Origin of the sequence: Novosphingobium sp. 17-62-19 (assembly GCF_002256775.1) — a bacterium.
Lineage (GTDB): Bacteria > Pseudomonadota > Alphaproteobacteria > Sphingomonadales > Sphingomonadaceae > Novosphingobium.
In genome coordinates this window covers 45,651-69,454 of the sequence record NZ_NCII01000020.1, presented here as the reverse complement: position 1 = coordinate 69,454, position 23,804 = coordinate 45,651, and the positions used below count along the sequence as shown (strand labels likewise).

At 62.5% G+C, this 23,804-nt stretch carries 22 protein-coding genes; 9 read left to right on the top strand and 13 right to left on the bottom strand.

Features of this window, described 5'->3' with window-relative positions:
- Positions 1-45 precede the first annotated feature (45 nt).
- From B7X90_RS05755 to B7X90_RS05745, 3 genes are read right to left on the bottom strand one after another with little or no spacing between them, the layout of a single operon-like run.
- On the bottom strand, positions 46-405 hold the full coding sequence (locus B7X90_RS05755; protein ID WP_292622531.1) for a hypothetical protein: 360 nt from the start codon (positions 403-405) through the stop codon (positions 46-48).
- The gene (locus B7X90_RS05750; protein ID WP_292622530.1) at positions 402-1,631 is read right to left on the bottom strand and encodes a polysaccharide deacetylase family protein; all 1,230 of its coding nucleotides are present in this window, start codon (positions 1,629-1,631) and stop codon (positions 402-404) included. The genes B7X90_RS05755 and B7X90_RS05750 overlap by 4 nt, the downstream gene beginning before the upstream one ends.
- Positions 1,628-2,593 (bottom strand): GNAT family N-acetyltransferase, encoded by a 966-nt coding sequence (locus B7X90_RS05745; RefSeq protein ID WP_292622527.1) that lies wholly within the window; start codon positions 2,591-2,593, stop codon positions 1,628-1,630. Before B7X90_RS05745 ends, B7X90_RS05750 begins: the two co-directional genes overlap by 4 nt.
- 245 nt (positions 2,594-2,838) lie before the next feature.
- Between B7X90_RS05745 and B7X90_RS05740 the strand changes: the two genes are divergently transcribed.
- The 8 genes from B7X90_RS05740 (at position 2,839) to B7X90_RS05705 (ending at position 12,670) form a co-directional block, all read left to right on the top strand.
- Positions 2,839-3,921: a peptidoglycan bridge formation glycyltransferase FemA/FemB family protein gene (locus B7X90_RS05740; protein ID WP_292622526.1), complete on the top strand. Its 1,083-nt coding sequence runs from the start codon at positions 2,839-2,841 to the stop codon at positions 3,919-3,921.
- Complete coding sequence (locus B7X90_RS05735; RefSeq protein ID WP_292622525.1) at positions 3,918-4,586, top strand: hypothetical protein; 669 nt, start codon at positions 3,918-3,920, stop codon at positions 4,584-4,586. The genes B7X90_RS05740 and B7X90_RS05735 overlap by 4 nt, the downstream gene beginning before the upstream one ends.
- A complete protein-coding gene (locus B7X90_RS05730; protein WP_292622524.1) occupies positions 4,583-6,187 on the top strand; it encodes a lipid II flippase MurJ in 1,605 nt (534 codons plus the stop codon). Before B7X90_RS05735 ends, B7X90_RS05730 begins: the two co-directional genes overlap by 4 nt.
- A complete protein-coding gene (locus B7X90_RS05725; protein WP_292622523.1) occupies positions 6,180-7,283 on the top strand; it encodes a glycosyltransferase in 1,104 nt (367 codons plus the stop codon). The genes B7X90_RS05730 and B7X90_RS05725 overlap by 8 nt, the downstream gene beginning before the upstream one ends.
- Before the next feature lie 74 nt (positions 7,284-7,357).
- Complete coding sequence (locus B7X90_RS05720) at positions 7,358-8,149, top strand: polysaccharide biosynthesis/export family protein (protein WP_292622521.1); 792 nt, start codon at positions 7,358-7,360, stop codon at positions 8,147-8,149.
- On the top strand, positions 8,149-10,131 hold the full coding sequence (locus B7X90_RS05715; protein WP_292622519.1) for a hypothetical protein: 1,983 nt from the start codon (positions 8,149-8,151) through the stop codon (positions 10,129-10,131). The genes B7X90_RS05720 and B7X90_RS05715 overlap by 1 nt, the downstream gene beginning before the upstream one ends.
- 2 nt (positions 10,132-10,133) lie before the next feature.
- Positions 10,134-11,468 (top strand): O-antigen ligase family protein, encoded by a 1,335-nt coding sequence (locus B7X90_RS05710; protein ID WP_292622518.1) that lies wholly within the window; start codon positions 10,134-10,136, stop codon positions 11,466-11,468.
- Positions 11,465-12,670, top strand: coding sequence for a glycosyltransferase family 4 protein (locus B7X90_RS05705; protein WP_292622517.1), 1,206 nt, complete (start codon positions 11,465-11,467; stop codon positions 12,668-12,670). Before B7X90_RS05710 ends, B7X90_RS05705 begins: the two co-directional genes overlap by 4 nt.
- Here the strand turns inward: B7X90_RS05705 and B7X90_RS05700 are convergent.
- From B7X90_RS05700 to B7X90_RS05680, 5 genes are all read right to left on the bottom strand, one after another.
- On the bottom strand, positions 12,667-13,560 hold the full coding sequence (locus B7X90_RS05700) for a cupin domain-containing protein (RefSeq protein ID WP_292622515.1): 894 nt from the start codon (positions 13,558-13,560) through the stop codon (positions 12,667-12,669). The two genes, B7X90_RS05705 and B7X90_RS05700, sit on opposite strands and share 4 nt — an antisense overlap.
- A gap of 3 nt (positions 13,561-13,563) precedes the next feature.
- Positions 13,564-14,688 (bottom strand): GNAT family N-acetyltransferase, encoded by a 1,125-nt coding sequence (locus tag B7X90_RS05695; protein WP_292622514.1) that lies wholly within the window; start codon positions 14,686-14,688, stop codon positions 13,564-13,566.
- Positions 14,688-15,458 (bottom strand): heparin lyase I family protein, encoded by a 771-nt coding sequence (locus B7X90_RS05690; protein WP_292622512.1) that lies wholly within the window; start codon positions 15,456-15,458, stop codon positions 14,688-14,690. Before B7X90_RS05690 ends, B7X90_RS05695 begins: the two co-directional genes overlap by 1 nt.
- Positions 15,440-16,609, bottom strand: a complete 1,170-nt coding sequence (locus B7X90_RS05685; RefSeq protein ID WP_292622511.1) for a glycosyltransferase — start codon at positions 16,607-16,609, stop codon at positions 15,440-15,442. The genes B7X90_RS05690 and B7X90_RS05685 overlap by 19 nt, the downstream gene beginning before the upstream one ends.
- Positions 16,610-16,672: 63 nt before the next feature.
- Positions 16,673-17,545 carry an alpha/beta hydrolase gene (locus tag B7X90_RS05680; protein ID WP_292622510.1) on the bottom strand — a complete coding sequence of 291 codons (873 nt, stop codon included), beginning with the start codon at positions 17,543-17,545 and terminating at the stop codon, positions 16,673-16,675.
- 94 nt (positions 17,546-17,639) lie between these two features.
- Here B7X90_RS05680 and B7X90_RS05675 point away from each other — a divergent pair, with 94 nt between their 5' ends.
- Positions 17,640-18,557, top strand: a complete 918-nt coding sequence (locus tag B7X90_RS05675) for a LysR family transcriptional regulator (protein ID WP_292622508.1) — start codon at positions 17,640-17,642, stop codon at positions 18,555-18,557.
- A gap of 175 nt (positions 18,558-18,732) precedes the next feature.
- Here the strand turns inward: B7X90_RS05675 and B7X90_RS05670 are convergent, their stop codons facing one another.
- The 5 genes from B7X90_RS05670 to B7X90_RS05650 all read right to left on the bottom strand — a co-directional run bounded on the left by B7X90_RS05670 (position 18,733) and on the right by B7X90_RS05650 (position 23,720).
- Entirely contained in the window at positions 18,733-19,566 is an 834-nt protein-coding gene (locus B7X90_RS05670; RefSeq protein ID WP_292622506.1) for a fumarylacetoacetate hydrolase family protein, read from the bottom strand.
- 95 nt (positions 19,567-19,661) lie between these two features.
- Positions 19,662-20,564: a VOC family protein gene (locus B7X90_RS05665; protein ID WP_292622504.1), complete on the bottom strand. Its 903-nt coding sequence runs from the start codon at positions 20,562-20,564 to the stop codon at positions 19,662-19,664.
- Positions 20,561-20,989 carry a heme-binding protein gene (locus B7X90_RS05660; RefSeq protein WP_292622502.1) on the bottom strand — a complete coding sequence of 143 codons (429 nt, stop codon included), beginning with the start codon at positions 20,987-20,989 and terminating at the stop codon, positions 20,561-20,563. The genes B7X90_RS05665 and B7X90_RS05660 overlap by 4 nt, the downstream gene beginning before the upstream one ends.
- Positions 20,986-22,503, bottom strand: a complete 1,518-nt coding sequence (locus tag B7X90_RS05655) for a bifunctional 3-(3-hydroxy-phenyl)propionate/3-hydroxycinnamic acid hydroxylase (RefSeq protein WP_292622501.1) — start codon at positions 22,501-22,503, stop codon at positions 20,986-20,988. Before B7X90_RS05655 ends, B7X90_RS05660 begins: the two co-directional genes overlap by 4 nt.
- Entirely contained in the window at positions 22,500-23,720 is a 1,221-nt protein-coding gene (locus tag B7X90_RS05650) for an amidohydrolase family protein (RefSeq protein WP_292622500.1), read from the bottom strand. The genes B7X90_RS05655 and B7X90_RS05650 overlap by 4 nt, the downstream gene beginning before the upstream one ends.
- Between the last annotated feature and the right edge of the window lie 84 nt (positions 23,721-23,804).

The window sequence follows — 23,804 nt, the reverse complement described above, 5'->3', positions numbered from 1 at the left end:
GGTCGGGGCTGCGCCCCTCCCTACGATCAGACCAGACAACCGATCCTACCGGCCATCATAGTCGCCGCTCAACCGGCCATCGTAGTTGTCGCCGCGCAATTTGATCGCCAGTGCTACTCCGGCCAGCACCGGCAGCAATGCCACGATAGCGACTAGCGCGACCGCGGCGTCGAACCAGCGTTTTAGTGTGGAAGCATAAGTGGGTTTGGCAACTTCAAGCGGCAAAGGCACCGCGTTCATGTCGCATTCGAAGCGGACACGTCGCGGCATGTCGGTGCGGCGTTCCGCAAGTGGCGCAGCGTCAACGGCAAACTCGTCCTGTATGACTAGCAGTTCCGCCTCATCGAGCAGGACTTGTTGCGGCTCGTCGCCCACTTTGGGAAAGCGGCTCGAAAAGTCGTTCATGTCGTCTGCTCCATCGAGATCGCTGCGCCCTGCCGACGCTCAGCCTGCTTCGTGCCAACTGTGAGCCGTGTGGCCCGATGAACGGCCCAGCGGGTGATTTGCATCGCCAACAGGACGGGGTACCAATAGAGATTGCCGTGCATTGCTCCGATCAGCGCCCGCAAGGCGAAGCCTTCGCTGCGCGGGCTGGCAAATCCAAGCGAACGGTCTGGCACATGCACTCGCGACAGCACGTTGTGAGCCTCGCCCGCAGCGTTGCGTCCTTTGCCGCCTGTTGTCGCGGCAAAGCCCAGCTGTTGGGCGATTTCCCGCCCGGCCGCAGCGCACTTGTTTTCGGGCCAACAGAAAATGAGCGGCTTGCGGCCTAGTTCGTCCGCAAAGGTTGAGTTGCACTCGTCGAGCGTCGTGCGGATGCGTGTGGCCACATCTGCATCGGTTTCCATGGCGTCGCCGGACAGTCCGGGCGAGGCGAGGGCGAGGCGTGAAGGGGGCACGGCGCTGCCGATTGGAACAGCCCAAGCAGCAGTGCGATCATACCAATCATGCTTTGGACCGGGCGATGCGGCCCATTGCAGCCAAAGATGATCGCGCCAGTTTGCTGCGGTCAGCCGTGCCACCGCGGCACCTGCGACCGCAATGCGCGCATGATCAATTCCGTGGGGTTCAACTTCAAGCCCCGGGATCGCTTCGATCGCTCGCAATTCGGCCCACGACATATAGCCAGGGCGTTCTGCGCGCGCACGCACCTGATCGCCCGGTTCGATGAAATTCAGCGAGACAAAGAACGTTGCGGGAAAGCCATGCTGAACCAGCAGAGGCACTGCATGGCACCAGTTGTCAAAATAACCGTCATCAAAATGCAGGACGACGGCGCGGCGCGGGATCGGCTCACCACGTTGACGCATCGCTACATAATCGCGGGTGGCCAGAACCGGCACGGCCATTGCCTTGAGCGTTTGCAGATGCGCGGCAAAGGTCTGTCGGCTGACAGTGATGTCCTTCGACCATGGCAACCATGCAGCATCATCACTGATCGAATGATACGTCAGGATGGCGGTGCCCGGCGTAAGCATCATCCTGCTGTGCGCCAGCCCTAGGAGGATGATGGCGAGAAGGCATCCAGCCCACGGCGCGACCGGCCACAGGATTCGGCAGGCTGCCACCGCTGTAGTCACAGCAAGCAGGGCCTGAAGCAGGTGCAGTCGTCGTTCCGTCTTGCGGTTCATCCGCACCGACTTGCCACAAACCGCTTAACGCTCCGTAAGCGCAGGCGGGCCTGCCACATCAGTTGTAGAATTCGTCCACGCCAGCCCGGTGCAAACAGTATCACCCGCCAAAGCAGTTCCTGCCGATCAGCATAGCGCAGCAGGTGGGGGGCAGGGCTCAAGCCATTGCCGGTCACGTCATAGAGACTGATCGTCGGGTCGGCGCAACAGTGGCGGATGTGCAAAAGGGCCAGTACATGACCCGGTGAAAGGTCAAGATGCCGTTCGCTGCACGATGTCTTGAGTGCAATCAGGCGACCATCCCATGCCATGCACAGCTCAAAGGCAACCAGTTGTCCGGCACGGTCGTGCAACAGGGCGAGCCGAAGCAGTCCGGCAGCGGCGAGGTCTTGGGCCAGTTGGCGATAGAAGCGGGCGTCCTCCGGCTTGTCGAGGATTGCTGTTCCTTCGCGGCCTTTCCAGCTGGCTTGTTCAAGGGCTAAGCACTCTTCGATGAGCGGTGCGACTTGCGCTCCATCCGTGATGACAGAAAAGCACAGCGAACCGTCTGCATCGTCTACCAGCCTTAGAAGCTTCCGTGTCCTTTGGCGTTCGCGTTTACTGCGCAGTTCGACAAAGTGATCGAAGGTATGGGTACAGACAGTGACGGGAATGGCTGCCTGAGCGATGACCAGATGGCGCAGGCCTGCCGACTGCAGCGTAGTTCTGATCGTCTCCATATCTGGGTGTGGCAGATATTCGAGTATGACGCCCGCCGCGCGATGGCGCCGCAACGCATGTCTGATTTCGGGGCTGCCCAATGATGCTTCCGCCACGATGCTGTGGCGCGGAGTCTGGAGATTGGTGGGGCTATGCAGCACGCGCAGCGAGATCGCATTCAGGCTATGTATGTGCTCCAGAAAATGGACGCCTTCAACGCATATTGCGCCTTGTGGAGCATAGGCGGAAAGCCAGCACTTCATCCACACGGCTTGAGCGCTGCGCTCCAAAACGGTTGGGGATAGGGCTGCGAAATCAGCATTTGGCACAGGGCCAGATTGCGGCTCGAAAGCCGATGCCAAAGGCGCGTCAACCATATTGGGCGGGCATCCCTGATCGGGCCACCTGCAAACATCGCTCATCTTAAGGGTCCATCAACGGCTGCCTGTTAACCGCTAACGGCAACCTCAAAAGATTCGATGAACAGCCCCGGAGACCGACTCTAGCAATGCCGTCACAAGCGCTTCTCCTGGACGAATTGGACGATGGCCAACGCGTTGTTCTTGACGCCTTTGTCATGGCCAGTCCCCATGCTGCCTATCAGCAGACAAGCGTCTGGGCCGATATTCAGAAGCGACAGTGCGGGGCACAATACCGCTACTTCTTCTACGAAGATCATGGCGTGCTTTGCGCAACAGCAGTGATCCGCGAGGTCCGCATGTCGCCGTTTCACTGGATGGCCAAGATCGTTCGTGGCCCGATTGTCCACGACATTGCACGGCTGGGAACGGTTGTTGCCGCGCTCAAGGAGGCGCTGGCGCGGACAGGATGCAGTGCCATCCAGTTGGCTCCGCGCGTGCGGGGCAGGGATGTTGCGATGGCAGCAGAAACAATACGGATTGAGGCGGGTGTGCCGATGCCGTTGGCACAACAATCGCTCCATGTATCGACCGGCATAGTGTGGCTGGATAAGCCGGAAGCGGACATTCTTGCAGGCTTCAAGCAGCGCGCTCGGCGGCAATTGCGCAAGGCTGAAGCATCGGGGCAGGTAGTGCGCCTTGCCGATCCCGATAGTAGTGCGGACGTTGCGCTCTACCAGAGCCTGCTCGACAGTTTCTATGCTGCCAAACCGCTCTACGCCAGCCGTGACCTGCCCGATGCTGTTGCGCAGGCCGAGATGGTGAAGCGCTTAGGCGGCGCGCTGCTGATTGCCGAAACAGATGGCGTACCGACCGGTGGGCACTGCTTCATTCGGCAGGCTGACGAGGCGATCTGGCTGTCCATGCCAACGGTCGATCCCGGAGCGCCGGTGCCTCGCGCTTATGGCTTGTTGTGGGAGGCCATGCGGACTGCGCGGGCGATGGGCTGCGTCGGCTTCGATCTTGCCGGCTTGCCGCTGGAGATCGCGCTGGACGAGAACGCCAGTGGAAGGCTGCAGTTCAAGCGATCGTTCAATCCGCATCGCCGCATCATGGTGCCGGTCAATTCCATCGTGCTCAAACCCGCAGCGCATGGCCTGCTGTTCAGCGCCCGTCGCGCGGCTGTGAGCTTGCGCAACCAATTGATCCGCACGAGGCGGCAGTGGGCTTGAACACGGCCCTCAAGCGCTTGTCCGCACGCATTGCTGACAGAGGTCTGAAGTCAACGCTGGCAAAAGTGTGGCAGGATCATGTCTTTCGCATCACACACAGCGTTATGGTCGAGTTCCGTGCCGAATGGCAGGGCGTGTTGGGAGACGGAAAGCTTCCCGACGGCGTGGACTGTCTACGCGTGGTCGGCGATGATCCGTTGCCAGTGCTGTGTGATTGGCTGGCTCATCGCGCGCCTGCATTTCGCCAGATGCTGCGCGATGGCAAGCACGCGCTGTTCATCACGCGCGACGGGATTGCTTGCGGTTGTGTGTGGATATCACTGACTTCGCATCAGGACCGCAAAGCCCATGAGTTCTATCGGGTGATGCCGGGCGAGGCATATCACTATTGCTGGCTGCTCGACCCTGACCAGCGCAATAGCAGGCTGGGGATGCTGCTGTGCCGCTATACCATGCACTACTTGTGTGATCTGGGCATCCGCCGCCAGTTCGGTATCGTCGACCTCACCAACGCGGCGTCCTATCTGGTGCAGTACTACTTCGGCTATCGCGAGTGCGGGCAGAAGGTGACGCATATCTATGTGCTGGGGACGCAATGGACAATCACGTCCCGCTATAGTGGCAACCTTGGGCCTCAACGCAAATCGCGGACCGTTGCGGCGTGAGGGGTAAAGACAAGCAGGCAAGCTCTTTTGCGAAATCGACCACGATGGTGTTTGGCATCCGGGTGGTCGATCTGCTGTTCAGTTTCGCCATGTCAACATTGCTGGCTTCGCGGTTTGGTGCGTCGGCCCAGCTGGATGCGTTCTTTCTGGCGCGGCGCAGCACCAATGGCGTTGCGGACGCCACTGGCAAGCTGGTTCACATGGCGCTCATGCCGCAGCTTGTCGCACGGCTCGATTCCAGTGCTTCGCTGCTGGGGTTGTTTCGCAATCGGCTGGCGGCAGGTGTGGCCGGGATCATCCTTTCCATAGTCTTCATCGCCCTGATCTGGCCTTCGTGGTTCGTCACGGTTTTCGCCCCAGGATTTTCCGGTGAGCGCCACCTTCTGATGGATCAACTGGTGCGCATCATGGCGCCGTTGATTGTCCTGACCACGTTGATCTGGATACTCAATGCGATGCGGCAGGCCAGTGGCAAACACGGTCTGGTTGAATTCGCAGCCATGTCACAGCGCATTTTGCTGGTCGGGGTTCTCCTGTTTCTGGTGCCACCGCTGGGCATTATCGAAGTTGGTGAGATGCTGGTGGTGGGGGCCATTCTGGCGCTTGCCATCATGGTTTTCGGATCGCTGCCATTTATCCACCGAATGCGTGCCGAACGGGCGCAAGCCCGAGGTGTAGGCAATGGTGGGGAACAGGCAGGGCCTGTCGCCACGGGAGCCGCGGGTGGTCTGGTCGCAGCGGTTATATTCGTCGTGTTCAATCAGGCCACGACATTGATGGATTTCATGGCCGCATCGACGCTTGCGGATGGCAGTGTGGCCGCACTGGAGTACGGCTCGCGCCTTGCCTCGCTGGTGCCGGGTCTGGTTATGTCGAGCGTTTCGGCAGTCATGTTTCCAGATCTCGTCCGGGTTATGCAATCGAGCAGCCCGCGCGAGGCGGCATTGGGTTTCGCCCAGCGTCAGCGCAGCGTGTTTGCCATTCAGACGGTGGTGTCGATCAGTATGGTGTTCTCCACCGACTTCATTGTCCGCCTGCTGTTTGGCTATGGTGCCTTTGGTGCGGACGGGCTTTCTGCGACGATCGCAACGACTATCGGCTACTGCGCCGCCGCAATGTTCCTGACACCGCTTCTGGCAACAACGTCCGCGATATTTGCCGACTCGCGCGGGAATCCTCGCGGCGACATGATTCGAATTGCCGTCACGGGAATCGCGCTGCGGGCAGTGGCGCTGCTGGCGCTGATCCCGCTGCTCGGCGTGGCTGGCATAGCATGGGGGGCTGCACTGGCAACGGCACTCAATCTGGCGCAGGCCATGCGTGTCGCCAAGGACCGTTTCGCCGACTATCCTTTGGCTGAACAGTTCCGCGCCTTTGCCAGGACCCTTGCGGCGGCGGGTGTTGGCAGCCTGTTGGCCTTCGTGCTTCAGCAGACTTTGCCCGCAGCCGGCAGTCAGTGGCTGCGCCTGTTCCTGCTCGGGCCCACCGTTGCAACATTCTTACTCGGCTATGCTGCTGCGGAACTGGTCTTGTGCCGTGATGAGGAGTGTCTGAGCCGCCAAGCCCTTGCCTTGCTTATACGGCGCACCAGGCGTGCCTGAACATCGCATCAAGGTCGCGTTCCTGTTGCCCCACTTTCGGCCGGGTGGGGCAGAGCGGGTCGTGCTCAACTGGCTGGGGGCACTTGATCGCTCGCGGTTCGATCCGCATCTTCTGCTGGGGCGCGTAGAAGGGGATTTCCTCGACCTCCTTCCCCGCGATGTCGAGCCACTTCGCATCGGTGCCAACCGTGCGCTCTGGCGCAGCTTCGACATCGGCAGGCAACTGGATGCACTGGGCATCGATGTCGCCTATTCGGCTACAAACGCAATGAATCTGGCACTTATGGCGGCACCAGCCCGCAATTGTGCGCGGATCGTTTCAGAGCACACGACGCCCACCGCGTATCTGGCCGGGGCCAAATGGCCTTGGCTGCGCAAGGCGGCGATGCGTTTGCTCTATCCTTCTGCCACTGCGGTTGCGGTGCCGACACAGGCGATTGCCGCCGAACTGAACGCCCTGATGAGGCGGGAATTGCCGATCCGTTGCCTGCCCAACCCGGTAATCGATGATTGGGCATCCCAAACCTGCGTCCATCCCTCCGCCGCAGTCCGAACGGGGCCGTGGCAGATCGTCAGCGCGGGCAGGCTGGTGAGGGAAAAGGGCTTTGATCTGCTGATTGCCGCCGTTGGAAAGCTCGCGCGGCATGATCGCCCATGTCAGCTGACAATCTACGGCGAAGGCCCGGAAAGAGCGAAGCTTGAAGCGCGGATCGTTGCTGAGGGCCTGAATGATCATGTCCGGCTGGCGGGGCACGTGGCCGATCCCGGTGCCGCCATGGCAGGGGCCGACCTGTTCGTTCTGGCATCGCGGCGCGAGGGCTTTGGCAATGTCCTGATCGAGGCGATGCATCAGGGGCTCCCGGTCCTTGCTACACGGTGCGGAGGGCCGGACAGTTTTATCAGCGATGGTGATAATGGCTGGCTTGTGCCGACCGGCGATGCGCAGGTTCTGGCCGCGCGTATCGAAGAACTTCTGGCCGATCCGGCGCGGTTGACCAGCACAGTCGGCGCTGGTCGCGCTACGGCAGCCCAATACGGCATTCAGCGCTCGACCCGCATGTTCGAGAAGATGCTCGTAGGTCTCGCAAGGCGCTGAACGCCTGCACAGAGTTAACGATAAATTTAGCGTGCCCGGCCTAGGAAAACGGACGTTCAAGGGATTTGCAAATCGTGTCAGACGACCTTCGTTTCTCAAAAGGCCGTGCTTGCGCAGCAGCAGGGCTGGCAGCGCTTCTGCTGACCGGCTGCGCGAGTTCGACCCAATATCAGCCCCAGCGCAACATCGCGATTCTGCCAGAGCAGGGCGTAACTGCACCGCGCGGGGCGCTCGGCGATGAGGTCAGCGATACGCTCACCCAGTTGCTCGAACGTCCCGGTGATTTTTCGCCCAATGATCTGGTTCGTATTCGCTTTCCTTATATGCCGCTGCTCGACAGTGAACAGCGGGTGCTGGTCTCGGGCGAGATCAGCCCGCCGTTGCTCAAGCCGATGCAGACGCGCGGTTTGACCGCCACTGAATTGCAGGAAAAATTGCAGGCGCTCTATCGTCCAGTGCTGGAGCGGCCGTCGGTATCGGTCCAGGTGCTGGAATACGCCCGCCCGCCGTTGCCGCCGGAAACTTTCGTGATGGGCGAAGTCGCCCGTCCTGGCGCATTCCCCTATCGCGATGGTAGTTCCCTGTTCGAGGCACTAGCCCGTGCCGGCGGGGCATCGCGGGACGCAGACCTTTCGCAAGTGGTGCTGCTGACCCCGGTCAAAGGGCAGCTTCTGGCCGAAATGATCGATATGCGCGCTGTTCTTGACGGCAGCAGTGCGCAGTTGCGTGAACTCAAACCGTTCAGCGTCATCATCATTCCCGCAACGCAAGTCGCCCGCATGGCAGACCGCGCGCGCCAGATCCGCCAGATCATCGGTTTCAATGGCATAAACCTCGGTTCAAACGTCACTCTGGTGTCGCCCTGATGCCCGTCGGTCTGTATTACTGGCGGCTGATCATGTCGCGCTGGCGGTTGGTCGGCGGCCTCGTGATTGGCTGCACGCTGCTGGCGTGGCTGTTCAGCGTGGCCGTGCTGGCACAGCGCCCCAGCTTTGAATCGGCAGCGCGGCTCAACATTGTGCCCACCAGCGCCGAACTCGGCTTTGCCACGCGCTTCGTGCGCGGCCAGACGTTCGATGGCGGCGCGGTCATGGTCCAGACTTATGGCGAGTACGTCTATACGCGCCCGGTGCTCGAACCCGTGGTCGAGCGCTACCTTGCGTGGGAGGCAAAGCGCGCGAACGTCTCGCTTGAGACTCTGGAGCGCAATGCCTCGGCCCCCAGCTTCTTCACTCCGGGCCAAATCCTCAGCTGGCTGAACTACGGCGAAGTGGTGAAAGTGCCGCTGCGCGAAGACCTGATGCAGTCGCTGATCGAGAACACGACCATCGAAATGGTCGAAGGCACCTATCTGATGAAAGTCGCGGTTGCTTGGGACGATCCGCAGGCCGCCGCCTGGCTGGCCAACGCGCTGTCCGAAGCCATCGTATCACGCGCGCATACGCAGTCGGAAGCCAGCGAGGAGCTGCTCACGACCACCCTCGGCAAGAACCTCGTGGCCAAGCGTGCGGAACTCGCCACGCTGCTAAACCAGTCGCGCTTGCTCAAGCAGCGCAGCGGCGTTGTCGATGTCGATACCCAGAAACAGGGCCTGATGCAGGAACTGATGGCGGAGGAAAGCCGCCTCACCAGTGACCGCGTTGCTCTCGACAGTGCCGCGGCTGAAGTCGCCGCACTGCGTCGGCAGGCAAGCGGACGCATGAGCACGTCGCAGCAGGCCGTCGAACAGGCGCTCGCCACCGCCGCCCCCAAGGCAGACGGGCTGCGCCAGGGTATCGCGATCCGGCAGGGCCGTATCAGCGCTTTGCGCGCGCAGTTCGGCAAAGTCAGCGGCAGTGAAATGACGATCAAGCAGATCGACGACCGCATTGCCCTTGTGAGCAAGGAAGTTGACGATCTGGCGCAGCGGGTCAGCTTCAACCTCAACGAAAATCAGACCAATGCCCCCAAGATCGAAGTGATCGAGAAGGCCACGCCACCGCTGGTCCGTTCCTCGCCCAAGGTCTTTTACAATACTATCGCCGGTTTTGTTGCCGGTGCTGCACTTGCCGCCATTGCGCTTCTGCTGCTTGGTCCGGGCCAATCGCTGGCAGCAGCCGTGAACGGTGCAAGCGTGGATAACGACGATGCCGTCGATCTCCGCCCGGCCAGCTTTGCCAACAAACGCCGGGACGCCGAACATGCCCCACAGGACCTGCCCGAAAACATTTCGATCTTCCGCCAGCGCGCCAGCAACGCTGCGATAGAGGCCACACCAGTTGCCGGGCCGATCCACCGCTACAGCCCCACCATGACAGCCGGTGCGAACGCGCTTGCCCAAGACATTGACCTTGCCGAACATGGTGAGGAGCCCGCACAAGAGGTGGCGACCGAACCGCAGCCAACGCCGCAGGTCGCAATAGCCGGGGTGATCCCGTCTCCAGCAGATGGCGCGCAATACAATCTTGGCGAACGTCGTGCGGCCTGCGCAACGCTTGGCGATGCCCTTGTGCAATCGGGCCTGACCTCGGGTGACATCTGCGTGGCCGTGTCGGTCGGCGCACACACATCTGCCCGCCTGCTTACCCAATGTGCGCTTGATATGGCGAAGGCAGCAGGGCGGCCGATGCCCGTGGCCGATGCAACCCGCGCCAGCTTCGATCCTGTCGCTGTGCTGCCGGGCACGCTGGTCTATGCAGGGGCGGTCGATCAGGAATGTCCACAAGGATGGCTCGCTGCGATGGGCTGCTCTGTCCGATATTTCATCGGCATCCCGGCTCATGCCGCCGCCGATCCGGCCTGGCTGGCGGAAACCTGTGAACGCTGGAAGCAGGATATCGGCGGCGAACCGCACTTCTTCATCGGCTGATCATGGCGTCAACCGCGCCTTCGTCGCCCATGCTGCATGGAGGCCCGAACCGGCTGATGGCCATGCCGGTGCAGCACCTGCTGTTGCTGTTGGCGCTGCTCTATGCCGCGCTGACGCAGCTTGATGCTGTGGGCAATCGGCTGACGGCCAGCCTGCCGATCAGCGCTGGCGAGATGCTGTTTGCTGGGCTGGTGGCGGGAAGCCTGATCTGGCTGCTGACCATCCGCCTGAACAGTCCGCAGGAAGGGGGGCACCTCCTGCCCTTCGGCGTGCGCCTTATCGCAATCCTTTGCGCATGGATATTCGTGTGCTGGGCGATGAGCGCGCACAAGTCTGAAGGCGTGGATTACATCATCAAGCTGTCGGGTTCCATCCTTCCGGCACTGTGCATCATGCTGGCCATCAGTTCCCCGCGCCACCTGACGCTAGTCACCGGCTCCATCGTGCTAGCCGGAACCGTCGCGGCGGTGATCGTGTTGATCGAATACAAGACCGGCACGCGCCTTGTCGCCACATCGATCGCCGCCACCACTGCCGAGTTCGAAGGCGCAGCCCGGTCCTCTGGCGGGTCGGACGAAAACCCCACTACAGCGGCGCAGATGCTGATGGTCAGCACGGTGCTGGCAATGGCGCTGACAGTCTATGCCGCGCGGCGCTGGCAGCCCGTGCTGCTGGGTGCCACCGCGCTTGGCATCGTGGCGCTTGGCCAGATGTCGGCCCGCAGCGCGCTGATCGGGCTTGCGCTGGCAGCAGGCCTGCTCGGTTGGCGGTTTCGCGGCCATCGCGCCTTTCCGCTGATGATCCTGGCGGGCATCGCTGCGGTGATCGGCCTGATCGCCATCGCCCCGCCCGAACTGGTCGAGCGCTTCATGGCCATCGGCGATTTTGCCAAGGACCGCACGCTGTTCCGCCGCATCACCTATCTGCGCATCGGCGGTGATCTGCTCTCGGGATCGCCGATCTGGGGCATCGGCCCCGGCAATTTCCCGAGCTATTACGTGGGGCCGGAGTACCGCTGGTATCCGGGCCGCATTCTGGAACCGCGCGAATTGCACAACATGTTCCTCGATACGGCGGTGGAATACGGGTTGGTCGGCCTTGCGCTGTTTGCGCTGCTGGTGCGCGAGGTGTTCCGCCAGTTGATAGACGCATCCCGCTCCATCAGCCAGGAACTGTCGTCCGTGGCCATTGCCCTGATGCTTGCGCTGGCCGCGCTGTTGGCAGCGTCGTTTTTCATGCCGCACAAGGATTTGCGCTATCTCTGGCTGCTGCTCGCGCTTGGCTTGCGCGCGGGAATGCTGGCGCAGGTTGGGCGGCTCAACAGGAACACCCCATGAAGATCGCCGTGATCGTCACCGAATTTCCCAAATCGACCGAAACCTTCATCTACCGCGATCTGATGAAGTTCATCGAACTGGGCCATGAGGTGCGCCTCTATCACGTGGCGGCATGGCGGAAGAACCAGACCCTGCACGGCTTTGCCGAACCGCTGCGCGAGCGCGTTCGCTCCATTCCGCTGCTGGGCCGCGAAAGCCTCACGGCGTTAGCGGGAGGGGTGGTTCGTCGCCCGTTGACGATGGGGGCCATCATCGGGCGGATAGTGACCGCCTATGCCTCGTTGCCGCGCATTGCCGCCAAGTCTCTGGCGCTCCTGCCAAAAGCGCTGGCGATTGCCGCCGATGCACAACGCTGGGGTGCCGATCACATCCATGCTGAATTTGCCGGACACCCCGCCACCGCCGCATGGATCGGACGGCGCATGGGGGGGCTGCCCTATTCGGTCAGTTGCCGCGCGCACGATATTTTCCGCACGCAACGCCTGCTGGATGCCAAACTGTCCGAAGCGGGCGGCATCCGCACCGTCAGCGAATTTGGCGCGGCCTTCCTGCACCGGACAGTCCCCGCCATTGCCGAACGCCCTATCCAGGTCATCCACTCCAGCGTGGACACAGCCCGCATCGCGCCTGTTGACACTGTGCCTTCAACCGACCCATTCCGCATCCTCTATGTCGGCGCGCTGGAACCCAAGAAGGGCGTCGAATACCTGCTCGAAGCGCTTGGCGCGGTAGGCGAGCGGTTGGGCAACTGGCAGCTGGACCTGATCGGCAGCGGCCCCAGCGCCGAAGCGCTGAAAGCGCAGGCCGCATCGCTCGGTGATCGCGTGCGCTTTCGCGGGATGCAGCCGTTCGAAGTGGTAGCCGAAAGCTATCGCACCGCCAGCGTTTGCGTTGCCCCCAGCGTGATCGGCCCTAGCGGCCGCCAGGAAGGCATTCCCAACGTGATGATCGAAGCTCTGGCCTATCAGCGCCCCGCCATCACCACTGCCATATCCGGCATCCCCGAACTGATCCGCGATGGAGAAACCGGCCTGCTGGTGCCGCAGCGCGATAGCGCGGCGCTTGGTCAGGCATTGTTGCGCGTTTTCACCGATCCTGTCGCCGCGCTGGAAATGGCCAAGCGCGGGCGACGTCATGTGGAACAGGAATTCGACCTCACGGCCAATGCTTCACGCCAGCTGGCCATGATGGCCGCTGCCTAATAGGCGGTGCGGTCTGGCTGCTTGCCCAGCGCCCGCTTGATCCCGTGCGTCACCGCCTTGAACCCGCGATGCGCGCTGACCTTGGCCTGATCGGCCAGCGGGCTTTGGCCGGGCAGGGCGGGTTGCAGGCCAAGTTTGCGCAACTGGTGGTTCACCAGATGCAGCCGCGCTTCGCCATCGCTCAGCCGTGAACGCCATGTAACGCTGAACGAGATCGATACCTCAGGCCCGTTCTGCACCCAATGCGGTGCCTTTACCGGCACGTAGACCGCATCACCGGGCTGCATCGCAAAGGGCCGGGCCTGCGCTTCGAAGGCATCGCGATGCACCAGATTGCGGTGCGCGCCGCGATGGAATGCCTCATGCGCCTCCTGCGGCACCATCTCGGTGCTGTCCGCCGGATAGACGTTCATCGTCTTACCGCCTTCAATTTGCAGCAGGATGTTGTGTTCGGGGTCCATGTGGAACGGCGTGACCGAATTTGGTGCAGACAGGAACACGAAGGATTCCGGGCGCACAATCGGCCCGGTCAGCGGAATCACCAGATTGGCGATATCGGCCAGCAGCGCGTCGAGCAGGCGGGCATAGGCAGGCACGTGCTCCACCTTCTTCATCACCATCCAGCACCGGTTGGTGTCGATCGTCCGCACCACGTCTGCCGCCGTCAGCGGCACAACCTTGGTCGCCGAAGGGTCCTGATTCACCGGCACATCGCCGATTGAATGCTCAACGTGGGATGCTGGCAGACTGGCAGCCAGTTCTTCAAGCGCGGCGCGCGTGAGCAGCGGATGGCCCACAAGGCCGTGGTTCAGGCCGCAGGGCAAGGCGGGGTAGGCCGAAACAAGTGCCGCGTGCCCGGCTGGTGTGAAAAGGACGGTGTTCGTCGTCATGGTTCAGTTCGTTTCCATCTCTGGAACAGGGGCGGTTTGCGCGTGCGATCTGGCCTTGCGCCGGTCCATCAGCGCGGTCAGCCCGATGATCCCCCGGCCGACCAGCGTGGGCTGGCCGATCACCACCGAGCAGACAGGCATACGATCCACCCACAGGCGGTTGATCATCGGATGGTCCGGGCGGGCGCAACTGTCGCACCGGGTCAGCCGGTCGCCGTCAAGCATGGCCTGCAGGTATTCCAGTTCCAGCAGCACCCCCGGTGAACTGGCGGCATGGCGCTCGTCATAACTGATCTTGTACTGAAAGGCCTGACCTTGCCCGTTTTCGAGGCAGGCCAGCATCGACAGCGGCTCGCCATCCAGCGTCATCCGCCAGAAATCGAGCCGACCCAGTCGGTGCGCTTCGTCCAGCAGACGATGCACGCATTGCTGCAACGCCGGATCGCAGGCAGCGGCCACCCCATCGCGGCCTTTCCAGCCTACGGTTTCAAGGCCAAGCAATTGTTCGGTCCAACTGGCCGCAGGCATTCCAGTGCCAAGCTGTTCCACACGCAACTCGCCTCGGTCCGCCAGCCGCCGCTTCAACCGGCGATATTCCTTCAGCACTTTGCCGCGGATGTTGCTCGCGCAATAGTCGGCGGCAGCAGGCCCGTGGTTCAGGACCGCCCGTTCCAGCCTGCGCGTCAGCCGGTGCGGCCACGCCCCTTGGCCCAGTATATTCAGCAGCGCGGCTCCCACCGGGCCTTGTTCATCCAGTGTGGAAAGCCGCAACATCGGCTGCCACCAGTCCCGCGCCAGCATCGCCAACATGGCTTGCCACACGTCTGTTTCCAGACCTTTGACGATCAGCGGATCGCCCAGCGCCCGCACGCGTTGGTCCCAGTTCTGCCAACCGATGGTCACGCCCCCGGCACGCCACGGCATCAGCGGCAGCAATCCGGCCCAACTGCCATCATGGTGCTCCACCAGCAGCAGTCGCAATCCGCGGCCTTCGGGAAGGGTCTGGCAGGCTTGCACTGCCCAGTGCTCGTAAAAAACGTTGGAATTGGCGCACCTTGCCGCCAGCGCCTGCCAGCGCGCTACGTCGGCCAGCGCATCTTGCGGCTCGATCCAGCGCGCGCTCAGCATCAGCGGGCCTTACCGGCAGGGGCCGTCACATCGATCTTCACATTGTCGACCCAAAGTTCCGCCGGTTCGGGGTTCGAATTGGCGGTCAGCCCCACTTGCACCCGGTCGATCCACTCCATGCGCTTGGTCATCAACGTGCGCCCTGTGCCGCCGACAACTTCACGTCCATCAAGAAAGGCCCGCGCCCAGCCATCGTCGCCCGCCGAAACAAGCATTTCATAAGCAACATGGTGCCAGCGGCCACGCTCCATCTGCGGCCCTGCATCGTTCATCCACGCCCGCGCAACATCGATCTTCGAACGGTCGATCCGCAGCCGCCCATGCCGCAGGTAAAGGCGCACGCCGGGATTGTGCGACCACCCGCAGTCCGCGCATTCCAGATCCACCAGTTGCAGCGAATTGCCGGGGCGGCCATGCGGCACCATCATGTCAAACGAGACGCGGATCACGCTGCCCTGGCCCGCAGGCGCAATGCGGGCCACCAGCGCCGCCTTGGCCACCGTCTCACCCCGCTTCGGCCCCGCCAGCGCATGAAGCGCCAGCCCGCCGCGCCCCGCGACCGGCTCTGCACGTACCTCACCATCGACGCGCTGCTGAAAATACCACGGACACTCATCCGATCCGGCGCACAGCCCATTGTCGAACGTGTCAGCCAAGTGCTGATCGCCCTGCGCCGGTTGGGCCGCTCCGGGGGCAAGCATAAGCCCGAAGCCGATCACCGCAGCGGCCCCGACAATCGCAATGCCCCACTTCACTTCGCAGGCGTCCACTGGCTGTAGCGGCGACCGGTGGCGAATTGCCACACGCCCGTCAGCTGTCCGGCAAGATGCAGCGCCAGCCCGTGCAGCATCCGTACCGGGCGCGGCCAGCCAATGCCCTCGGCCAGCCCGGCAACCCCGCACAGCACCAGCAGGCTGAGGCCCCCACACGTCGCCGCCCAGAACCACGCCGCCAACCCCTGCGCCGCCAATGCCGCCATCAGCGAAAGCGGCCACAGCGCCACAAGGAACAGCGGGGCCAGCCGCCGCAACAGCTTGTGAACGATCAGTCCGAAGGCATAGCCGCCAGTCACAAACGGATTCATCAAACGCCGCCGCCGCCACAGGCCGGTCATCCCCCGCACGGTAATGCGCACGCGCCGACGGAAGTTGCGGTGGCTGCCCGCAATGCTTTCCTCCACCACGCGCGCGGCAGGCTCGAACACGATGCGCTGCCCGCCCGCAACCGCTGCCGTGCTGATATAGAAGTCGTCGGTCACATCGCCCGGCACTACCGGAAACAGCCCGCGCCTTATGGCAAACAGCCCGCCATCGGCACTGCTGCACCCGATCAACCGGCTCTCAGCCGTGCGCAGCCACGATTCATACGTGCGGAAAAGCCCGTCAAACTGCGCCAGCCTGCGCTTCCCACCACTGGCCCGGTTGACCACAACCGCGCCTGCCACCGCACCCACTGCCGGATCGGCAAAGGGCCGCACAATAGCGTCGATCGTGTCGGGCAGAAACAGCGGATCGGCGTCGGTCAGGATCACGATATCGCCCTGCGCCAGATCGATGATCCGGTTCAGCACCGAAGCCTTCCCTCCGCGCGGGCAACGCACCACCGTCAAGCGCGCGTCATCAACACTCTCCGCCAGCAAAGCCGTGTCATCGGTAGAGCCATCGTCGCCAACGATCACGGCAACCGGCCAAGGGCTATTGTCCGCTGCGGCCAGCACCGTTTTCAACTTCTCGAGGATGCTGCCTTGTTCGTTATAGGCCGCGATAAGAACTGTGACCGAAAGGCCGTGGGGCAGGGCATGGCCCGCCCCATCATCGCGCCGTGGTTTGATGCCGTGCAGCAGCAATAGCGCCAGCGGATAGCCAAGGTAAGTCATGGCCAGTACAAGCACGAGCGCTAGGGAAACGGCAGCCGATGTCATCCTCCCGCGTTAGCCGGGCCGAGTTGAAAAGCGCTTAACAGTAGCGTGAAGTTAGTGTGGTGATTATCCGCAGCAGGCTTGCGCTGCAAAGGCGATCAGTTCCTGCTCCAGCCTACGATCATCACCGCCGATGTGCATGGTGATGCTATAGTGATTGTGCCCGCGCACCACGCCGCCAGCCGGAAGGCAGCCTTGATGCAGCAACCGGTCCTGCATCAGCCCCACCCATTCCGTCTGGAAACGCACCGGATCGAATTCAGCGCAACATGCCATGATCGGCAGCCGAACTGCGGCTAATGCATCCTTGGTCCAGCGCTGAGGATAGAGCGCCGGTTCGCCGGTATAAAGCGCGTCACGTGCATCGGGCGGCGTGTAGCCGTAAAGGCCCGACAACAGGATCAGCCCCCGCACATCCGCCTCTGCCTGCGCAGGGCCGACATGCTTGACATAGCCAGACACATGCACCGCCCCAGCCGATGTGCCGCACAGGATGATCCGCTGTGGATCGCCGCCATGATCCGAAGCGTTCGCTTTCAACCACGAAACCACAGCCCCAACGTCTTCTGCACCCGCAGGCCACACATGATCGGGCGCAAGGCGATAGTTGATGACCACGCCAAGGAACCCTGCGCGCGCCGCGATACGGCCCATGTTGGTGTTGGCCAGGCTGCCGTTGTCGCCCTTGTCGCCCTTCAGAAATCCGCCACCATGCACAAATACCAGAATGGGCGCGCTTGCTTTGCCCTGTGGCTTGTAAAGGTCGAACCGGTGCCGCTCGTGGGGGCCATAAGCCACGTCCTGCACCGAAACCGGCACCGCAGCGGCTAGCGCGCGTTGCTGATCGGCATAAAGCGTCCCCAAGGCTTGCAACACTTGCGGCCCCAGTTCCCGTCCCATTTCGGCAATGCGGGCGGCAATATCAGCAGGCTCTGTCATCACATGTCCCCTGGTTCCCGGCGCCGTGCTAGCCATTGCCGCTCATGCTGCATAGTACTACAAGGCAATGAAGCTATAACCATCAGGAATGATCATGGACATCGATACGCGCCACTGGCGGGCCTTGCGCGCGGTGATCGAGCACGGATCTTTCAACCGCGCCGCAGAGGCCCTTGGCGTCACGCAACCTGCCATTTCCAAAAGCATCGCGCTGATTGAACGTGTCGCCAAGGCGCAAGTTCTGGAACGCGGGCATCGCGGAGCGGTGCCCACACCGGCGGGCGTCATACTTGGACGCACGGCCATGGCGATGACCAACCTTGCCCGGCAGGCGCGCGATGAGCTGTCCTCGCTGGGTGAGGAAGCACTGGGGCCACTGATCGTCGGCGCAACGCCCAGCGCCATGCCCGGCCTGATGCCCGCCGTGTTCGGCCACCTGTGTACACGCGGTGGCCCCTTGCGGATTGGCCTGCGTGAAGGGCTGGATTCCGAACTCCAGCCCGCGCTCGAAAAGGGCGAGATCGGGCTGTTGGTCGGCCCGGTCACCGATATCGGCGGGACCGATGGCGGCAGGCCATCACCCAACATCGTCGAAGGCGTGCTGCTGACCGAACGTATGTATGTCGGCATGGCGCGCGGAAACCCGCTGGCGCAGGCCCCGACATTGCGCATTCAGGATTTGCTGGATCAGCCTTGGGTCTTGCCGACCGGTGGCAGCCGCTTTCACCAGTTGATCGAGGCCTTGTTCCTCAGCCGGGGCCTGCCTTGGCCGGCAGACGTGATCCGCACCAACTCGCTCTACCTGCAAAAGCACATCGCGCTGGCCAGCAACCGCCTGTTCCTGCTGACTGATGTGGAACTGATCGGACACGAACCGCAGTTCGCATGGGTTCCACTGGCCGACAGTCCGGTCCGCAAATTCGGTTGGAAGCGCTTGAAAGCAATCGTGCCCAGCCCGATGGCAAAGGCGTTCATTGACGTCATGACGGACCTGATCGCCGCCCACCGCTAAAATGCCAGCGGAAAATCAGACGTCTTCCCACCACCCGCTTCCGACAACCCGCCTCCCACAATCCGCTCATGCTGAGTTTGTCGAAGCATACTGCACGGCGCCGATGCAGACACCCTTCGACAAGCTCAGGGTGAGCGGGCCCTGGCAAGTCGAAGCAGTCAGCCCACGTGATACATTACACTTCGTCGATCACCGGGTTGGACAGCGTGCCGATCACACCGATGGACACTTCGCAAACATCGCCGCCCTTCATGTAAAGCGGCGGCGTTCGTTTGTCGCCCACGCCTCCGGGCGTGCCGGTGATGATTACGTCGCCGGGATTGAGCGGCGCGAACGTGGAGCAATATTCGATCACGAAAGCCACGTCCCAGATCATGTCCGAGATGGGCTGATCCTGCACCAGTTCACCATTCAGCCGGGTCTGCACGCGCTGGCTGGCAAGGTCGGCCACATCATCGGGCGTGACAAGGGCAGGGCCAAAAGCGCCGGTGCCGGGGAAGGTCTTGCCGGGCGTGAACTGGATGTTGTGGCGCTGCCAATCGCGCACCGATCCATCGTTGAACACCGAATAGCCCGCCACATGATCGAGCGCCGTGGCGCGGGGAATGCGGCGGCCACCTTTGCCGATCACCACGGCCAGCTCGCCTTCATAATCGAACCGAGTGGTTTCGGGCGGGCGCACCAGCGGTTCGCCATCAGCAACCAGACTGTCGGCCCAGCGGGTGAAGATTGCCGGAAATTCCTTCTGGTCGCGCCCGGTTTCGGCCACGTGGGTGGCATAGTTCAGGCCCACGCAGAAGATCTTGTCGGGGTTCGGCACCACCGGCAGCAAGCGCACATCGGCGCGGGCAAAGCTGGCGTTGGCGGCAAGCGCTGCCAGATCGCCATCCAGCACGTCCTTGAGGAAAGCAGACGCCCCTTGAACGCCAAGATCCTGCACGGTCTCGCCATCAAGGCGGCCAAAGCTGGGGGTGCCGTCAGGGCGTCGAAAACTGATGTAACGGGCCATTGTCTTTTCTCCCGGGAGGATTTGCCTTGCATGTCCGGTGGTTCCAGCCAGTGCAAGCGCGGCCGTGCCGCCAACAAATCCCCGTCTGTTGATGTTCAAAGCGGGGCAGGTTCCCAATCGCGGCGGCAACGGAAGCGTTCCTCGGCAACGCGCAGGGCCGCAAAGTCCTTGTCCGAAACACCCCACTGGTCAATGCGCTGTTCGGGCCAGGTCCAATCGTCCGGCTCACCAGCGCGATAGTCCAACGGGACTTTCTCGACGGCCGTCGAATACTCGATCACTGGCCCGAACGGCGCGATGTAATAGGCATAGACATTGTCGCCCGGCCCATGCCGCCCCGGCCCCCATGCAGGCGCAAAGCCATTGTCGCGCATCCAGCCAATGCCGCGCATCACCGCGTCCAGATCGTCCATCTCGAAAGCCACGTGGTTCAGGCTGGCAAAGCCCGCGCGGGCAAACGCAGTGGAATGGTGACTGTCGTTACAGCGCACGAAGACCATGCCCTTGGTCCGGTCAGACACGCGGAAGCCCAGCACGTCTTCAACGGCATGGCCCATCATTTCGGCATCGGCGGCGTTGAACACCACGTGCGTCAGCTTGACCGGGGAGACGCGCTTGCTGGCCTTGGTAAAGCCTTCAACTGGCGCAACCTCCTTGGTGCCCGCCAGAAAGCGCAGGATCGTGCCTTCGGGCAGTTCCACCACAATGCCCGAACCATCGCCGGGATCGGATGAATTCACTGGCCGTGCTGCCCAACCCTGCTGCGTCACGCGCACCTTCAGCGCGGCCATCTCCTCCTCTGAACACACGAAAGTGGTGGAACACACAAATTCTGCGTCCGATTTTTCAAACGCCACCAGATAAGGGGACGGTCCGGTGCCGCGCAGGTAATGCGTTTCGCCGCGCACTTCTGCGGGATAAAGGCCCCACACGTCCACCATCCACGCCGCCGCGCCCGCCGGATCGGGTAGTGCCAGTTCGATGCTGCGCAACTTCACTTTGCATTCTCCAGATTGAACCCGGCAGCGCGAATGCCCGCCAGCGCGCATTCCTCGTCACAATCGCCGGTATCGCCGCTGATCCCCACCGCGCCGATCACTGCGCCCGCGTCGCGGATCAGCACGCCGCCGGGCGAGAACGCGATATTTCCGCCTACCACTGCCGTAACGCTTTGAAAGAAAGCTGGATTGCCCTTGGCGCGCTCTGCAATCACGCGGGTATCATCGCCCATGCCGATGGCGCCCAGCGCCTTTGCCCGTGCGATGTCATGGCGAAACATGGTCGCCCCATCTTCACGGGCAAAGGCTACCGGATGCCCCCCGGCGTCCAACACGATCACCGCCAGAGCCTTGGCAGAGCGCGCGCGCGCTTCGGCCAGCGCAGCGGTAACAATGGTCTGTGCAGCGGAAAGGGAAAGGCTCACGCGGCAACCTCCTGCTTGTTCTTCAACAACATATCGCGCAACGCGAGAAGGTCGGCCGCCTTGCCCGTGCCGAACACATAGTGGTCAGGCCGCACCAGCACAGCTTCTGCTTCATGGGCGTCAAGCCACGCCGCCACTGCACCACCATCGGGCAGGTCGGCGGCGACTATCGCTCCGGTCGGCCCACCAGCACGCACGAACAAGCGCCAACCCTGTCCGGTCAGATCATCCAGCTTGCGCCCATCACACAGGATCGGCTGCACAAACCGCATACCCGCCCCAGCAGTGCCGGGCGCAACGAAGCCCGTTGAAATCGCCGGGATCAGATCCGCCGCCGTCTCGCCCGCCTTTTGCGCGGCCTGCTCACGGATTGCCGCATCGCGCGCCGTTGCCTTGGCAGCATCAAGCTCGCAAATATAGCGCCCCGCCGCCACCGCCGCACCAATCACGCCGCGCACATGCGGGTCGCGTTCGGGCTGATAAGTGCTGAGAATGGCCTCGTCCGAGCCATCATTCACAATCGCCGCCATTTTCCACGCAAGGTTGGCCACATCGCGCAAGCCATGACACATGCCCTGCCCAAAGAACGGCGGCGTCTGGTGTGCGGCATCGCCTGCCAGAAACACCCGGCCCACCTGCCATTGCTCGGCCACCAGACCGTGAAAGCGATACGTGGCGGCTCGCACGATCTGGTGCGGAACCTCCTTCGTCCACGAACCGATCAGCGCCGCGACGTTCTCAGGCTGCATCATCACCGCATCGTCCTCACCGGGCAGCAGCATGAATTCCCAGCGGCGGTGATTGCGCCTTCCGGGCACCACCGTGGCGGGGCGGGCAGGGTCGCACATCATCACCGACAGGCGCTGCAAATCAGCATCGGCGGGCACACCGGTCAGTGTTGGAAAAGTGACCGGGCCTTCCACTTCGGCATCGACGACAAGCCACGGCTCCTCGAAATCGAGGTCGTCCAGCTTCACGTTCAGCGCTTTGCGCACAGGGCTGCGTGAACCGTCCGCTGCGATCACCCAGCGTGCGTCCAGGTGCATCTTGGTGCGCTTTTGGTGCATTTTGGTGTCGTTCAGGAAATAGCGCACCCGAACGTGGCTATCATGCTGTTCCAGCGCGGAAAATTCGGCGCCAAGCAGCAGTTCGATGGCCCCGTTGTCCGCAAAGGCATCACGCAGGTGCGTTTCGAATTCTGGCTGGTAGAAAAAGTAGTCGTTGGACCAACCGAACGGCTTGGGCTTGCCCACGGTGCCCATGTAGCGGATCACGCCATGATCGGCGCCCACGTGCAGATGGCCGTCCGTGGCCACCATGTCGGGCAGAACGCGGTCAATCACGCCCGCGCTCTGGAAAAGGCGCATCATTTCGTGGTCGAGGTGAACTGCGCGGGGGAGGGGGTAATGCTCGGTCTCTTTTTCCAGCACTATGACCGAAAGACCCTGCTTTCCCAGCAGGTTGGCAGCCATAGCTCCGACAGGGCCGCAACCGATGATCGCAACGTCGATCATGCTGCAGGAGTCTTGTAGAGCGCGCCGCCCTGCATGATCATCACCAGCCGCGCCTTGTCCTGCAGGATGCTCACGTCCTGCGTCGGGTCCCCATCGACCAGCAGCAGATCAGCCAGCCAGCCTTCGCGAACGCGGCCCACTTGCAGGTCCATCAATTCGCCACCCAGTGCCGTCGCGGCCGTCAACGCCTCGGCTGGACTATAGCCGAAATGATCGACGAAGATCTGCAAGTCGCGGGCGTTGCGGCCATTGGGATTAAACGGAAATCCATAGTCCCCGCCGATCAGGATGCGCATTCCGCGCGCCTTGAGCGCCGGCACCAGCTTCGCCTCCAGCGCCATGCGTTCAGCAGCGCTTTTCTTCATGTGGCTCATGTCGATATGCGGCGGCGGGGTGGCTTCCAGCGCGGCGATGGAGACGCCGGGCGAGGGGGCGTAGAAGGTGGTGTCCTTGGCCGCAATCATCGCATCGGCGGCGGCTTCATCGGCATAGGATGCGTGGTAGATGATGCGCGCTCCGGCCTTCAGCGCAAGGTCGATGGCCTTTGGGTAATAGGCGTGCGTGGCAATCCACAGGCCTGCCTCACGCGCAGCCTGCCCAGCGGCTTCCATTTCCTCGTCCGTGTAGAGCACATCGCCCGCAGAGCCGGGCTTCAGCGCATCTTCGCCCGAAACCACCAGCTTGAGCGAGCCGACGCCCTGCTCCTTGCAATAGGCCACGAAATTGCGGATCGCGTCAGGCCCGCGCCCGTTGAAAACGTCCCCGGTTTCAACGCCTTCTGCGCCTTCGGGGCTGCGTTCCAGCGTGGAGGGGATTAGGCGTGGTCCCGGAGTTTCGCTGGATGCAATGGCCTTTGCCAGTTCAACTTCGATGCCATCGCCCAGCGCGCCTGCGGAAAAGGCGCTGGTGAAACCATGATCGAGCAGCACGCGCGCATTGCGCCACGCCGCCACTTTCAGCTCTTCAGGCGGGAGGATGAACTGGTGGTAGATTTTCTCGACCGAAGAACCCCAGGTGAGGTGGGCGTGCGATTCCACCATGCCGGGCATCAGCGTCATGCCCCTGCCTTCGATCACGTGGTCGAAAGCCTGCCCGTCAAACGCACTGGCGGCGTCTGCAATAGCCTCGATCCGGTCACCGGATACAACTACAGCGTTGTTTCCGCTGTGCATTGTCTCGCCATCGAAGATCGCGACATCTCGGATCAGGGTACGCATGGTCTTCTCCCGGAGTGCTTTGGCTTGTTCCGGGGTTCTAGGGTGACGAGACTATGCCGCCTAGTTCTATTGAATGATAAATGT